This is a genomic window from Pseudomonas sp. RIT357 (assembly GCF_000632245.1).
Lineage (GTDB): Bacteria > Pseudomonadota > Gammaproteobacteria > Pseudomonadales > Pseudomonadaceae > Aquipseudomonas > Aquipseudomonas sivasensis.
Genome location: NZ_JFYX01000034.1, coordinates 278,251 through 291,609 on the forward strand (window position 1 = coordinate 278,251; position 13,359 = coordinate 291,609).

Genomic DNA, 13,359 nt, shown 5'->3' on the forward strand with positions numbered 1-13,359 from the left:
TGTGGGAGGGGGCTTGCTCCCGATAACGCCTGCCCAGACGCTGGAAACCCGCAGTGTAAACCCCGCATAAAGCCACTCTTTACGCCTTCTTTACGCCCCGCCCGCACCCTCGCACTCGTTCCTTTACGCCACTCCTGCGGACAATTGCCCCACACGCGGCACTCGCCGCTGAACGGAGAGACTTCCATGAGTGTTCTGGACGGAGTGTCACTGCTATTGGCCGTGGCGCTGTTTATTTATCTGCTGGTTGCGCTGTTACGCGCGGATCGGAACTAGGAGCTGGCCATGCACAGTTATGACTATTGGCTGATCATCGCCTTCTTTGCCGTGGTATTGGTGCCGGCACCGTTCCTGGGGCGGTTCTACTACAAGGTGATGGAAGGCCAGCGCACGTGGCTGAGCCCGGTGCTCGGGCCTGTCGAAAAAGCCTGTTATCGCCTGTCGGGTGTCGACGCGCAGCAGGAGCAGAGCTGGCAGAAGTACATGCTGGCGTTGCTCGCATTCAACCTCGCGGGTTTCCTGCTGTTGTTCGCGATCCTGATGTTCCAGGACTATCTCCCGCTCAATCCGCAGAAATTGCCGGGGCAGGAGTGGACGCTGGCCTTCAACACTGCGGTCAGTTTCATGACCAACACCAACTGGCAGTCCTACAGCGGTGAGGCGTCACTGAGCTACCTTAGCCAGATGGCTGGCCTGACGGTGCAGAACTTCGTCAGTGCGGCCACTGGGCTGGCAGTCCTGGTCGCTTTGTGCCGTGGGATCGGTCGCAAATCTGCCCAGACATTGGGGAATTTCTGGGTCGATATGACCCGCGCTACCCTCTACGGCCTGTTGCCGTTGTGCCTGGTGCTGGCGTTGTTCCTGGTGTGGCAGGGCGTGCCGCAGACGTTCGCCCATTACGTTGATGCCGTGACGATGCAAGGCGTGGATCAGGTGATCCCCCTGGGCCCGGCGGCCAGCCAGATTGCGATCAAGCAATTGGGCACCAACGGCGGTGGTTTTTTCGGCGTCAACTCGGCGCATCCCTTTGAAGACCCGACTGCCTGGGCCAACCTGTTTGAGGTGGCGTCCATCATCCTGATCCCGGTGGCGTTGGTATTCACCTTCGGTCATTACGTCAAAGACCTGCGCCAAAGCCGCGCCATTCTTGGCTGCATGCTGGCGCTGTTCCTGATCGGCGGCGCGACTTCACTGTGGTCCGAGTATCAGCCCAATCCGACCCTGAACAACCCGGCCGTAGAGCAAACCGCGCCGCTGGAAGGCAAGGAAGCGCGCTTCGGCACCACTGGCACGGTGCTGTGGTCAGTGACCACCACCGCGGCGTCCAACGGTTCGGTCAACGGCATGCAGGACAGCCTCAGCCCCCTCAGCGGGATGGTGGCGCTGGTCAACATGATGGTCGGCGAAGTGATCTTTGGCGGCGTCGGCGCCGGTATGTACGGGATGTTGCTTAACGTGTTGATCGCGGTGTTCCTGGCTGGCCTGATGATCGGCCGTACGCCGGAATACCTGGGCAAGAAACTCCAGGCCAAGGAAGTACAGTTGCTCGTCGTGACCTTGCTGGTGATGCCAGTCGGCGTGCTCGTGCTCGGCGCCATTGCCGCCAGCCTGCCAGGCCCGGCCGGCGCTATCAGTAACCCTGGTCCCCATGGCTTCAGCCAGTTGCTTTATGCCTACACCTCCGCCAGTGCCAACAACGGCTCTGCGTTTGGCGGCTTCAGTGCCAACACGCCGTTCCATAACCTGATGCTCGGCCTGGGCATGCTGATCGGTCGCTTTGGCTACATCCTGCCGGTACTGGCCCTGGCCGGCAGCCTGGCGATGAAAAAGAGCGCACCGATTGGCCAGAACAGCTTCCCCACCCACGGCCCGCTGTTCGTGACTCTGTTGACCGTAACCATCTTGCTGGTGGGCGGCCTGACTTTCCTGCCGACGCTGGCGCTGGGTCCTATCGCTGAACACTTGAGCATGGGCTTCTGAGAAGGGATATGAACATGAATATGCCTGCAAAAAACGCGGCCCCGGTCAAACCCCAGGAGCCTGCCAAAACCGCTATCTCTGCTCTGTGGCGCCCGGCGCTGGTCCAGGCGTTCGTCAAGCTGGACCCGCGCGAACTGAAACGCTCGCCGGTGATGCTGGTGGTCGAACTGACTGCGATCCTCACCACGGTGCTGTGCTTCGTGCCCGACACTTCCGTGCCGACCTTCGTTGCCGTGCAGATCGCCGTGTGGTTGTGGTTCACCGTGCTGTTCGCCAACTTCGCCGAAGCCTTGGCCGAAGGGCGAGGCAAGGCTCGCGCCGACAGCCTCAAGGCAGGCAGTGAAGGTCTGAGTGCTCGGCGCAAGGAAGCCGATGGCAGCTTCAAGGTCGTGCCGGCTACCAGCCTGCGTAAGGGTGATGTGGTGCGGGTTGCTGCAGGGGAAATGATCCCCGGTGACGGCGAGGTGATCGAAGGCATCGCGGCGGTTAACGAAGCGGCGATCACTGGCGAATCCGCCCCGGTGATCCGTGAGTCTGGCGGCGACCGCTCGGCCGTTACCGGCAACACCCGGCTGGTCTCGGACTGGCTGATGATCCGCATCACCGCCAACCCCGGTGAGTCTACCCTGGACCGGATGATTGCCTTGGTAGAAGGTGCCAAGCGCCAGAAGACCCCCAATGAAGTCGCGCTGGATATCCTACTGATCGGCCTGACGCTGATCTTCCTGCTGGTGGTCGTAACGTTGCAGCCGTTCGCCCACTTCGCCAATGGCAGCTTGCCTTTGGTGTTTCTGGTCGCACTGCTTGTGACGCTGATTCCCACGACCATTGGCGGCTTGTTGTCGGCCATCGGCATTGCCGGCATGGACCGCCTGGTGCGCCTCAATGTGATCGCCAAGTCCGGCCGTGCTGTGGAAGCAGCCGGGGACGTACATGTGTTGCTGTTGGACAAGACCGGCACCATCACCTTTGGTAATCGTCGGTGTGCAGCGGTGGTCGCGGCGCCCGGGGTCAGCGGCCGCGAGGTGGCCGAAGGCGCGCTTTTCGCGTCCTTGGCGGACGACACGGCGGAAGGCAAATCCATCGTTGAATACCTGCGCGCCTTGCACCCTCAGGCCGAGCCTTCCCAGGACGAGTTGACCGCCGTGCCGTTCAGCGCTGAAACCCGCTTGTCCGGCGTTGACTACCAGGGCCGCGTGTACCGCAAAGGCGCGGTGGATTCGCTGCTGGCATTTATCGGCCAGCAGCGTCAGGACCTTGCACCTGCGCTGTCGCGGGAAATCGACAAGATCGCCCAGAGCGGCGGCACGCCGTTGCTGGTGTGCGCCGATGGCAAGCTGCTTGGTGCGATTCATTTGAAGGACGTGGTCAAGCCCGGCATCCGCGAACGTTTCGCCGAGCTGCGCAAACTGGGCATCCGCACCGTGATGGTCACTGGCGACAACCCGCTGACGGCTGCTGCGATTGCCGCTGAGGCGGGCGTGGATGACGTGCTGGCCGAAGCCACGCCAGAGAAAAAACTCGCACGTATCCGTCATGAGCAGAACGACGGGCGCCTGGTGGCAATGTGCGGCGACGGCGCCAACGACGCCCCGGCACTGGCGCAGGCCGACGTGGGCATGGCGATGAACGACGGCACTCAAGCCGCCCGTGAGGCCGCCAACATGGTCGACCTCGACAGCGACCCTACCAAGCTGCTGGACGTGGTGCAGATCGGCAAGGAATTGCTTGTGACCCGTGGCGCGCTGACCACCTTTTCAATCGCCAACGATGTGGCCAAATACTTTGCGATTCTGCCGGCGCTGTTTGCCTCGATCTATCCGCAACTGGGCGTGCTCAACGTCATGCACTTGCAGAGTCCGCAGAGCGCGATCCTGTCGGCCATTGTGTTTAACGCGTTGATCATCGTGGTGTTGATCCCGTTGGCATTGCGCGGTGTGCGCGTGCAGGCAGCGAGTGCAGCGGCGTTGCTGCGGCGCAACCTGTTGATCTATGGCTTGGGTGGGTTGTTGGTGCCGTTCGTGGGTATCAAGGCCATCGACATGCTGTTGACCGCCCTGCACCTCGTATAAGCCAGACCTTGTAGTGAGCGGGCTTGCCCCGCGCTGGGCTGCGAAGCAGCCCCACTGCGACCAAGGTCGCTGTATCCAACGAATTGAGGAACCTGAAATGTTCAACATCATCCGTCCAGCCCTGAGCCTTTTAGTGCTCATGACCCTGATCACCGGCGTCGCCTACCCATTGGTGGTGACCGGCGTCGCCCAGGTGGCATTCCCCGATCAGGCCAACGGCAGCCTGGTACGCGACGCCGATGGTAAGGTGCGCGGGTCCAGCCTGATCGCCCAGGATTTTACCGGCGACAGCTGGTTTCACCCGCGTCCATCGGCGGGCGCCTTTGCGACGGTGTCCAGCAGCGCCAGTAACCTTGGCCCGAGTAACCCAGCGTTAGCCACCCGCGTATTCGATGACGCAAATAAACAGCTGGTGCCAGGTCAGGGCCCGGTACCTTTGGCCTCGCTGACTACCTCTGGCAGCGGTCTTGATCCACACTTGCCACCCCAGGCGATTGCCTATCAACTGGTGCGGGTAGCGGCGGCGCGGAATGTGCCGGTGTCGACCTTGCAACGGCTGTTGGATGAGCACATCGAAAGCCCATTGGTGGGGCCACCGGTAGTGAATGTACTGGCGCTGAACATGGCGCTGGAAAAACTCTGATCCCACAGTTGATCTTCACTTGCCCGATTACATCATCACCTGAAGGACACTGCCCGCATGAGCGACTCCGGCCGCGCCGATGCCCTGCTAGCCGATCTACCCCGTAATGGTCGTGGCCGGCTCAAAGTCTTCCTCGGTGCCGCACCCGGCGTAGGCAAGACCTACGCCATGCTGCAGGCGGCCCACACCCAACTGCGCCAAGGCGTCAAGTTGGTCGCCGGTGTGGTGGAAACCCACGGCCGCGCCGAGACCGAAGCCTTGCTCGCCGGCCTGCCACAGCAACCGTTGCTGCGCAGCGAATATCGCGGTGTGATGCTCGAAGAAATGGACCTCGACGGCCTGCTCGCCGCCAAGCCCAAGCTGGTGCTGGTGGACGAACTGGCCCACAGCAACGCGCCTGGCAGCCGCCATGAAAAGCGCTGGCAAGATATTCAGGAACTGCTCGCTGCGGGCATCAACGTGTTTACCACGGTCAACGTTCAGCACTTGGAAAGCCTCAACGACCAAGTGCGCGGGATCACCGGCGTGCAGGTGCGTGAAACGCTGCCGGACTGGGTACTGCAAGAAGCCGACGAACTGCTGCTGATCGACCTGCCATCCCGCGAGCTGCTGGAGCGCCTGCGCGACGGCAAAGTCTATGTTCCGGAACAGGCCCGTGCGGCCATCGATGCGTTTTTCACCCAGACCAACCTGATGGCCCTGCGCGAGCTGGCGATGCAGACGGCCGCAGCCCATGTCGATGACGACTTGGCCCAGGGCTATCGCCAGCTCGGCCAGGCCGCGCCGGCGGTGCGCGGCCGCTTGTTGGTGGGTGTGGATGGCGACGCGCAGGCCGAACGCCTGGTGCGGCATGCCAGTCGTGTGGCGCAGCGTCGACATTTGCCGTGGAGCCTGGTGCATATCGATAACGGCCGGGCACGGGATGAGCAGTCGCGTCTGCGCCTGCAAAACGCCCAGCAATTGGCCGAACGTCTCGGCGGGGAAGTCGTGTTGCTGCGGGCGGGGGAGGTGGCCAAAACCTTGATCCAGCACGCCGGCGAACGCCGCGCCAGCCTGGTGTTGGTGGGACAGTCACGGATGCGCTGGCGCCGTCGTTTATTCGGTGGAGGCCTGGCGGCGCGTTTGCTGCGCAATGCGCGCGGCTTGGAAATCAACGTGCTCGACAGTGACGATACTCCCGCGCCGCCGCGCTTGCCGCAGGTCCGCGGGCTGGTGTGGTTCGACTACTTTTTGGCAGTGGTGGCGACGGTGATTGCTGCCGGCGTGGCCTGGGCGGTGTCCAGTGTGTTGCCGTTGCCGAATATCTCGCTGGTGTTTCTTGCTGCCGTATTGCTGGTCGCGGTACGCAGTAGCCTGGGGCCGTCCCTGGTCTGCGCGGCTTTATCATTTCTGACCTACGACTTCCTGTTTATTCCGCCGAATTTTTCCTTCTCCATCCAGCGTGAAGAAGATGTGCTGACCCTGCTGTTCTTCCTGCTGATGGCAGCGCTCACCGGCAACCTCGCGGCGCGTCAGCGTCGACAATTGCAGGCGTTGCGCGATACCCAGGAGGAAACCAGCGAGCTGCTTGACCTGTCACGCAAACTCACCGCCGCCACCGATCGCCAGGCCGTGGTCAGCGCGGCGGCCCATCACCTTGAAGGTTGGAACGACCTGGACCTGTGCCTCGTCAATCGCGATGGACAGGGTGGTTGGAAGATCGAAACCGGCGGCCCGCTGACCTTCAGCGAAGCCGAACGCGCCGCCGCCGACTGGGCCTGGCAACATGACCAACCCGCGGGCATGGGCACCGGCACCTTGCCGTTTGGGCGCTGGTGGTGGTGGCCGTTGTCGGGCGAGGAAGGTCCGCTGGGCTTGCTCGGTGTCAGTGCCAAACCGGGCCAGGCGTTGAGCGGTCAGCGCCGCCGCTTGCTAACTGCTCTGAGTCAGCCTCTGGCCCAGGCCCTGGCCCGTGCGCAGTTGGCGCAGGAGCTAGAATCCGCACGCCTTCACGGCGAGACCGAGCAACTGCGCAGTGCCTTGCTTGCGTCGGTGTCTCACGATTTGCGTACGCCGCTGACGTCCATGCGCGGCAGTATCGACAGCCTGCTGGCGTTGGGTGAAGCCATTCCCCTGGAGGACCGTCGCGAATTACTGGAAGGCACGCGTGATGAGGCCGAGCGTCTCGATCGCTATATCCAGAACCTGTTGGACATGACTCGCTTGGGCCATGGCGCCCTCAAGCTGGCGCGTGATTGGGTGTCGCCGGGGGATATCGTCGGCAGCGCCCTTGGCCGTTTGCGTGCGGTACTGGCGCCATTGCAGGTGAGCACCGAGGTGCCGCCTGAGCTGCCGTTGCTGTATGTGCATGCGGCGCTGATCGAACAGGCGCTGGTCAATGTGCTGGAGAACGCCGCACGCTTTTCACCCCCTCAGGGACGTTTGCAGTTGAGTGCCGGCGTGTCGGATAAGCAACTGTTTTTCGCGGTAGCCGATGAGGGGCCGGGCATCCCCGAGGATGAGCGCGCGAAGATTTTCGATATGTTCTACACCGCTGCGCGCGGTGATCGGGGCGGGCAGGGCACCGGCCTGGGTTTGGCGATCTGCCAGGGGATGGTTGGGGCGCACGGTGGGCATATCAGCGTGGCCGATGGCATTGAAGGGCGCGGCACCTGCATCACCTTGTTCCTTCCATTGCCTACACAGCCTGGCCTGGAGCCTGAGTCGTGAGCTACCCTCTTTTCTCCACGGATTTTGATGGGACACCATGAGCCAGACCGCGACGATTTTGGTCATTGATGACGAACCGCAGATCCGCAAGTTCTTGCGCATCAGCCTGGCCTCCCAGGGTTACAAAGTGATTGAGGCGGGCACCGGAAACGAAGGCTTGGCCCAGGCGGCCTTGAGCAAGCCGGACTTGCTGGTGCTCGACCTAGGCTTGCCGGACATGGACGGCCAGCAAGTGCTGCGTGAGTTTCGCGAGTGGTCGACGGTGCCGGTATTGGTGCTGTCGGTGCGCGCCAGCGAAGGGCAAAAGGTCCAAGCCCTAGACGGCGGCGCCAATGACTATGTGACCAAGCCTTTTGGAATCCAGGAGTTTCTCGCCAGGGTTCGCGCGCTCCTGCGCCAGGCGCCCGCAGGTGAGGCGCAGGAAGCAGCGTTGAGTTTCGGCCCGCTGACGGTCGATCTGGCCTATCGCCGTGTGCTGCTGGACGGTGTCGAAGTGGCGCTGACTCGAAAGGAATATGCCGTGTTGGCGCAGTTGGCGCGGCACTCGGGACGGGTGATCACCCAGCAGCAACTGCTCAAGGATATCTGGGGGCCGACCCATACCGAGGACAGTCACTACCTGAGGATTGTGGTGGGCCATCTGCGCCAGAAACTGGCGGATGATCCGACTCAGCCACGCTTTATCGTGACCGAGGCGGGGGTCGGGTATCGGTTGTTAGGCGGTTAGAGTCTGGCGCCTGTCGAAGCACTCAGGGCTGTTCACTTTCATAGCGGTCCAACGTATCGCTGGCAATTTCGCGCCCCAAAGCGATCAACTCCGGCGCCTTGTAGAACTCGAAAAACCGGCACACCCGCTTCGGCACGTTGATCAATACATCCGGCGGATAACCCGCAATTTTGTACTGAGCCAATGACGTCTGCATCACCTCAAAACTCTGGTTGATCAGGTCCAGCAACGACGCCGGCCCCACGTTATCAATGATGAACGAACCGGTCGCCGACTTCGGCGCCCCGGGTTTTTCCGGCGCAGCGGCAGGTTGTTGGGACTCGGGCTCAGCCGAATCCAGCCAAGGGTTGATCTCGGCCGCCTGGGCCTGCAACGCTTCCTGCTCCAGCTTCATTAACTGCTCGGCTTGCTTACGACGAAACGGCAGGTGCGAGCCGAGTGATTTCGCCAAGCTGTTGAAGCGGCTCTTGAACGCCGGCGGACGTTGGATCACCGGCAATTGGTAGTGTTTCTGGTTGGTGGCGTTGAGGTTGACTGCGATGATTAAGTCGCAATGGCTCGACACCACCGGCACGATAGGCAGTGGGTTAAGCAGGCCGCCGTCCACCAGCATGCGGTTACCTTGCATCACTGGGGTGAACAGGCTGGGAATTGCGGCCGAAGCGCGCATGGCCTGGTGCAGGCAGCCTTCTTGGAACCAGATTTCCTGCTGGTTGGTGAGGTCGGTGGCCACGGCCGTGTAGGGAATGCGCAGCTCCTCGATATTGATCTCGCCGACGATCTTGCGGATCTGTCCGAAGACCTTCTCGCCACGAATCGCTCCCAGGCGAAAACTCACGTCCACCAGACGCAGCACGTCGAGGTAATCAAGGCTTTCAATCCAGTTTCGATACTCGTCCAGCTTGCCCGCGGCGTAGATCCCACCCACCACCGCGCCCATGGAACAGCCAGCGATACAGGCAATGTCATAGCCGCGCCGTTCGATTTCTTCGATCACCCCGATATGGGCGTAGCCCCGGGCTCCACCGGAGCCCAGCACCAAGGCAACACGTTTCTTCATGGTCCATATCCTTTGATCGGCAGGTCCTCACAATGCACCCATTGAGGGGGCCGCTTCAATCTTCGCTGAACTGCGTAATATTTTTCCAGAATAGCGAGTAGGCTCGGGTATGCTCTGGCAATAGGTACTATCGATTTCAGGCTAAGGACAAGGCACTTTTTGTTGTAGGCAACGTCTACAACCGTACGACTGTTTTTCTTTATTTTGAGGTGTCATTGATGAAAGCCTGGATGTGTGTGCCTGTGATTCTGTTGGCCCTGGCCGGTTGTGCCGGGAAAACCGCTTACCGCGACAGCTGCGGCGCGCAATTGGACGCTGCCTGGAAAGAACTGGACCTGGCCAAGGCCGAAGGTTTCGCCGGTACCGTCAGCTATTCCAAGGCCTTGTCCCTCTTGACCGGTGCGAAGACACAGCAACAGTTTGAAGCGTTTGAAGGCTGCTCCAACAAGGCTGAGAAGGCACGGTTCTATATTCGTGAGTCGCGCGCCGGGCGTTGAGCCATGGGCAGCAAGTAGGATTTTTCATCAAAAGGCGGGGGCAGGATGTCAGCGTTGGTTGATCAGTTAGTCGCTCAGGTCATTGGCCTGGAAGTAGGGTTGCTGAGCTGCCAGGCTCGCCTCGCCGCCGTCACCGACGATGAAGCGCTGCATGACTTGCGCACCACCGTGCGGCGCCTGCGCAGCCTGTTGCGACCCTTGCGTGGGTTGCCAGGCGTCGAACAGCTCGAATTGGCTGCCAGCACCGTTGGCCGATTGACCACCCCCCTGCGTGATCGTGAAGTGCTGGCTGCTTATCTGCATCAGCATGGTCATCACGAAGCGGCAGATCGGCGTCTGCGCCTACAGCCCGACGCGTATCGCCAGGTAGCGCAAAGTCCGGAGTTGGCGCACTTGCTGCAGATTCTGGATGCCTTCCCACGCTTTATTCGCGCCTCCCAACATCAGAAATTGCTCAAAGGCCTGCGCTCGCGCATCGAGAAGCGTCTGGCCAAGCAATGGAAAACCCTCGGTGAAGCCCTCAAGTATCCCGGCCATGATCGCCACCGTCTGCGTTTGTTGATCAAGCGCGTGCGTTATGCGGCCGAGGCGTATCCGGAACTGGACAAACTGCCCGCCAATGCCATGTCGCGCCTGAAGAAAGCCCAAGGTGCCCTGGGCGATTGGCATGATTGCTGGCAGTGGCTGGCCCAGGCTGAAGATCAAGCGGATCTGCAACCGTGTGTGGCGGTATGGCACAAAACCATGGCGAAAGCCGAGGGACAGGCGGATCGGGTGCTGGACAAGCTCAGCGCGGATTGTTTCTGAATCGGTCCGGTTTTTGGCCGGAATACGCGCTGTACCTCACCTGCACGATGGTTAAGATCCCTCATCTGTTTCCTTTGACCTGAGGTCGCCATGCGCTTTAGTGATTTGCTCGACGCTGCCCGTAGCCACCCGCTGGATGTCACCATCCCCGCCGAATGGGCCCAAGGTCGCGCGACGTTTGGCGGGCTGGTCGCCGCTTTGCAATACGAAGCACTGCGTGCCCAAGTGCCTGCGGATCGACCATTGCGGTCGTTGGCAATAACCTTCGTGGGGCCGGTGGCGCCCGATGTGCCCGCCAGTTATCAAGTCGAAGTGTTGCGCGAAGGCAAGGCAGTCAGTCAGTTGCTAGGCCGCGTCGTTCAGAACGGTGAAGTGGCGACCCTGGTGCAAGCCAGTTTCGGCGCATCCCGTGAGTCAGAGATAGATGTGGCAAGCGACGCGGCGCCGGTGTTCAAACACTGGGAAGAGTGCCAGGAGTTGCCCTATATCAAGGGCGTGACGCCTGAATTTATGCGTCACTTGGCAATGCGCTGGAGCGTCGGCGGCCTGCCATTCACCGGTAATAAGTCCCGCGAAATGGGGGGCTGGGTTCGCCTGCGTGGGGATGTGAAAGAAGAGCCGTTGACCGAGGCGCATATCCTCGCCCTGGTCGACGCCTGGCCGCCGGCATTGCTGCCGCACCTGAAGAAACCGGCACCGGGCAGCACCCTGACCTGGACCATCGAATTCATCCAACCGTTGCAGGATCTGACCACCCTCGATTGGTGTCAGTACTGCGTCAACATCGAACACGCCCGCGACGGCTACGGCCATGCTGCCGCTGCGCTGTGGAGCCCTACTGGCGGATTGATTGCTATCAGCCGCCAGACTGTTGTGGTATTCGCTTAAGCATCAGTGCAGATGGCGCTGGCGCCAGGCGCGCCGCCCGCCACTGCTTGACACAACGCGCGCAGAGGTCACGAGCTGCTCAATTACCAGGCGCTCACCGCCTGTTTGCGGTCACTGAACGGCTGACTCGCCTGGGCTTCCAGGCTGTGACCATGACGCTGCAATGCCATGCCGGCCAGAATGCCGACTACGCCAACGGCGAAACTGGCCAGGCTCAGACTAAAGGCCCCAGAAACGATCAATAGAAAGCCAACGATAAACAGCGGCACGGCGATCAGGTTCAAGGCCAGGTTCGTTGGGTGCTGGTGCGTCTGCGGGTAGCTATGCCATTGCCAGGCGGGGAGATTGGGATGACGTTTGCCCATGATGGTGATTCCTCTGTCCGTTGAAACAACATGGAGAGAGTTTAGGTGGGGGCGGGCGCGTGGGCGAATTGGGGCTCGCTATGGGGCTCATAGCCAGTCCTACAGTTTCAATTGCCCAATCGCCTTGCTCAACTCCCCTGCCAACGTCGCCAGTTCATTGCTGGTCGTTGCCGAATCCACGGTTTGTTGCACGGTGTTCTCGGTCACATCGCGGATACTGACCACTGCGCGGTTCATCTCTTCGGCCACATGGCTTTGCTGTTCGGCGGCAACGGCGATTTGAGTGTTGCTTTCACGCATCTGCGCCACGGCACCGGTGATTTCGGCGAGTGCGGCACCGGCTTCCTGGGCTTGTTGCACGCAGTCGTCGGCCTTGAACGAGCTTTCCTGCATAAAGTCCACCGCGTCGCGGGTACCGGCTTGCAGCGCTGAAACCATACGGGTGATCTCGTCGGTGGAGCTTTGCACGCGCTTGGCCAGATTGCGCACTTCGTCGGCGACTACTGCGAAGCCACGGCCCATTTCTCCAGCGCGGGCAGCTTCGATAGCGGCGTTGAGGGCGAGCAGGTTGGTCTGTTCGGCGATGCTGTGAATCACGCTGACCACACCGTTGATTTTCTGGCTGTCTTCAGCAAGCTTCTGGATCATTACGGCAGTTTGTTGCACGCCGCTGGAGAGTCCGGCAATCGAGTGTCTTACCCGAGTCACCACTTCCTGGCCGCTACCGGCGAGGGTGTCGGCGGATTGGGACAAATCTCGCGTGGCGCCAGCATGTTGGGCGATGTGGTAGACGGTGGCGGTCATCTCGTTGATGGCCGTGGCGGCCTGGTCGGTTTCGCTTTGCTGGCCGAGCATGCCGTGCTGCACCTCATTCATGCTGCTGGCCAGACGTGCAGCGCCTTCGTCCAGTTGCCGAGCGGTGCGCGCCACGGTGCTGACCACGCGCTGGTAGCCAGCCTGCATGGCATTGAACGCGCTGGCCATCTGGCCGACTTCATCCTTGCAGGCCAGGGGAACGCGAGCCGACAGGTCGCCGGTTTTCTCCACGTGCAGCATGACATCCTTGAGCGTGTTGAGCTGACTGAGCAGGAAGCGGATCAGCAGTTGCGAAGCACCAAGCATCACAAGCATCAGGATTGCGACAGCCACAGCGTAATTAGCGAAGCGCTCACTGAAGACCTGGCTCAAGCTTGGCGCGTAGGCAAGTACGCCAATGTATTGCCCATCCGGGCGGGCAATGACTTCAGCGCCTATCAATGGATTTTCACCAAACAGCGGCATGTGATTGAGTTCGACCCAGCCGGTGGTGGTGCTCAGGGCTGACAGATCCAAATCGCCCAACTGTGGGACTTGGCCTCGGGCAAACGTCAGCCAATGCGCGTCCTTGGGGAGCGGCTGGTTGGTTGGCCAGGCCCCCAGCAATCGGCCCTGGGCCTGCGCCGAAACCTGGGAGGCTGTGCTGCGCGCTTGTTGTTCGAGCTGCACGGCGTACAGCACCAGCAGCAGGGTGGTGATGAAGGCGACCGCGTTGACGGCCCAGAATTTGTACTTCAGCGAGATATTGCTAAGCCAGGCACCCATGTAAGGTTTTCTCTGATAGCGGAAACAGCA

Annotated in this window: 11 protein-coding genes and 1 pseudogene; 9 read left to right on the forward strand and 3 right to left on the reverse strand. The window is 61.2% G+C overall.

Translation table 11 applies throughout. The annotated features are described in order from the left end of the window. Positions 1-186 precede the first annotated feature (186 nt). The 6 genes from kdpF to BW43_RS08565 all read left to right on the forward strand — a co-directional run bounded on the left by kdpF (position 187) and on the right by BW43_RS08565 (position 8,131). The gene (kdpF, locus tag BW43_RS08590) at positions 187-276 is read left to right on the forward strand and encodes a K(+)-transporting ATPase subunit F (protein ID WP_003218754.1); all 90 of its coding nucleotides are present in this window, start codon (positions 187-189) and stop codon (positions 274-276) included. A gap of 9 nt (positions 277-285) precedes the next feature. Further along, positions 286-1,980 carry a potassium-transporting ATPase subunit KdpA gene (gene kdpA / locus BW43_RS08585; RefSeq protein WP_032888953.1) on the forward strand — a complete coding sequence of 565 codons (1,695 nt, stop codon included), beginning with the start codon at positions 286-288 and terminating at the stop codon, positions 1,978-1,980. Positions 1,981-1,994: 14 nt separating this feature from the next. After that, positions 1,995-4,052 carry a potassium-transporting ATPase subunit KdpB gene (gene kdpB / locus BW43_RS08580; RefSeq protein WP_177326448.1) on the forward strand — a complete coding sequence of 686 codons (2,058 nt, stop codon included), beginning with the start codon at positions 1,995-1,997 and terminating at the stop codon, positions 4,050-4,052. Between the two features lie 97 nt (positions 4,053-4,149). Then, positions 4,150-4,695: a potassium-transporting ATPase subunit KdpC gene (kdpC, locus tag BW43_RS08575; RefSeq protein WP_032888957.1), complete on the forward strand. Its 546-nt coding sequence runs from the start codon at positions 4,150-4,152 to the stop codon at positions 4,693-4,695. Between the two features lie 57 nt (positions 4,696-4,752). Further along, on the forward strand, positions 4,753-7,404 hold the full coding sequence (locus BW43_RS08570; protein ID WP_032888959.1) for a sensor histidine kinase KdpD: 2,652 nt from the start codon (positions 4,753-4,755) through the stop codon (positions 7,402-7,404). A gap of 37 nt (positions 7,405-7,441) precedes the next feature. Beyond that, complete coding sequence (locus BW43_RS08565) at positions 7,442-8,131, forward strand: response regulator (RefSeq protein WP_032888961.1); 690 nt, start codon at positions 7,442-7,444, stop codon at positions 8,129-8,131. A 22-nt stretch (positions 8,132-8,153) separates the two neighbouring features. On the opposite strand, the gene BW43_RS08560 is transcribed toward BW43_RS08565, so the two are convergent. Beyond that, complete coding sequence (locus BW43_RS08560; RefSeq protein WP_032888962.1) at positions 8,154-9,191, reverse strand: patatin-like phospholipase family protein; 1,038 nt, start codon at positions 9,189-9,191, stop codon at positions 8,154-8,156. Between the two features lie 218 nt (positions 9,192-9,409). Between BW43_RS08560 and BW43_RS08555 the strand changes: the two genes are divergently transcribed. The 3 genes from BW43_RS08555 to BW43_RS08545 all read left to right on the forward strand — a co-directional run bounded on the left by BW43_RS08555 (position 9,410) and on the right by BW43_RS08545 (position 11,383). After that, positions 9,410-9,688, forward strand: a complete 279-nt coding sequence (locus tag BW43_RS08555; RefSeq protein ID WP_032888964.1) for a hypothetical protein — start codon at positions 9,410-9,412, stop codon at positions 9,686-9,688. 45 nt (positions 9,689-9,733) lie between these two features. Next, entirely contained in the window at positions 9,734-10,495 is a 762-nt protein-coding gene (locus tag BW43_RS08550; protein WP_032888966.1) for a CHAD domain-containing protein, read from the forward strand. A gap of 90 nt (positions 10,496-10,585) precedes the next feature. Continuing rightward, complete coding sequence (locus BW43_RS08545) at positions 10,586-11,383, forward strand: acyl-CoA thioesterase II (RefSeq protein WP_032888968.1); 798 nt, start codon at positions 10,586-10,588, stop codon at positions 11,381-11,383. A 3-nt stretch (positions 11,384-11,386) separates the two neighbouring features. On the opposite strand, the pseudogene BW43_RS0127655 reads toward BW43_RS08545, so the two are convergent. Both BW43_RS0127655 and BW43_RS08540 read right to left on the reverse strand, forming a co-directional pair. Then, positions 11,387-11,748: pseudogene (locus BW43_RS0127655) on the reverse strand (terminase). Positions 11,749-11,847: 99 nt separating this feature from the next. Further along, complete coding sequence (locus BW43_RS08540; protein WP_032888969.1) at positions 11,848-13,329, reverse strand: methyl-accepting chemotaxis protein; 1,482 nt, start codon at positions 13,327-13,329, stop codon at positions 11,848-11,850. Between the last annotated feature and the right edge of the window lie 30 nt (positions 13,330-13,359).

What these genes read in the sequence shown, in the direction of transcription:
- BW43_RS08550 (WP_032888966.1), top strand. Translation starts at nt 9,734, where the DNA reads ATGTCAGCGTTGGTTGATCAGTTAGTCGCTCAGGTCATTGGCCTGGAA.
- BW43_RS08545 (WP_032888968.1), top strand. Translation starts at nt 10,586, where the DNA reads ATGCGCTTTAGTGATTTGCTCGACGCTGCCCGTAGCCACCCGCTGGAT.
- kdpB (WP_177326448.1), top strand. Translation starts at nt 1,995, where the DNA reads ATGAATATGCCTGCAAAAAACGCGGCCCCGGTCAAACCCCAGGAGCCT.
- BW43_RS08565 (WP_032888961.1), top strand. Translation starts at nt 7,442, where the DNA reads ATGAGCCAGACCGCGACGATTTTGGTCATTGATGACGAACCGCAGATC.
- BW43_RS08560 (WP_032888962.1), bottom strand. Translation starts at nt 9,191, where the DNA reads ATGAAGAAACGTGTTGCCTTGGTGCTGGGCTCCGGTGGAGCCCGGGGC.
- BW43_RS08570 (WP_032888959.1), top strand. Translation starts at nt 4,753, where the DNA reads ATGAGCGACTCCGGCCGCGCCGATGCCCTGCTAGCCGATCTACCCCGT.
- kdpA (WP_032888953.1), top strand. Translation starts at nt 286, where the DNA reads ATGCACAGTTATGACTATTGGCTGATCATCGCCTTCTTTGCCGTGGTA.
- BW43_RS08540 (WP_032888969.1), bottom strand. Translation starts at nt 13,329, where the DNA reads ATGGGTGCCTGGCTTAGCAATATCTCGCTGAAGTACAAATTCTGGGCC.
- kdpC (WP_032888957.1), top strand. Translation starts at nt 4,150, where the DNA reads ATGTTCAACATCATCCGTCCAGCCCTGAGCCTTTTAGTGCTCATGACC.
- kdpF (WP_003218754.1), top strand. Translation starts at nt 187, where the DNA reads ATGAGTGTTCTGGACGGAGTGTCACTGCTATTGGCCGTGGCGCTGTTT.
- BW43_RS08555 (WP_032888964.1), top strand. Translation starts at nt 9,410, where the DNA reads ATGAAAGCCTGGATGTGTGTGCCTGTGATTCTGTTGGCCCTGGCCGGT.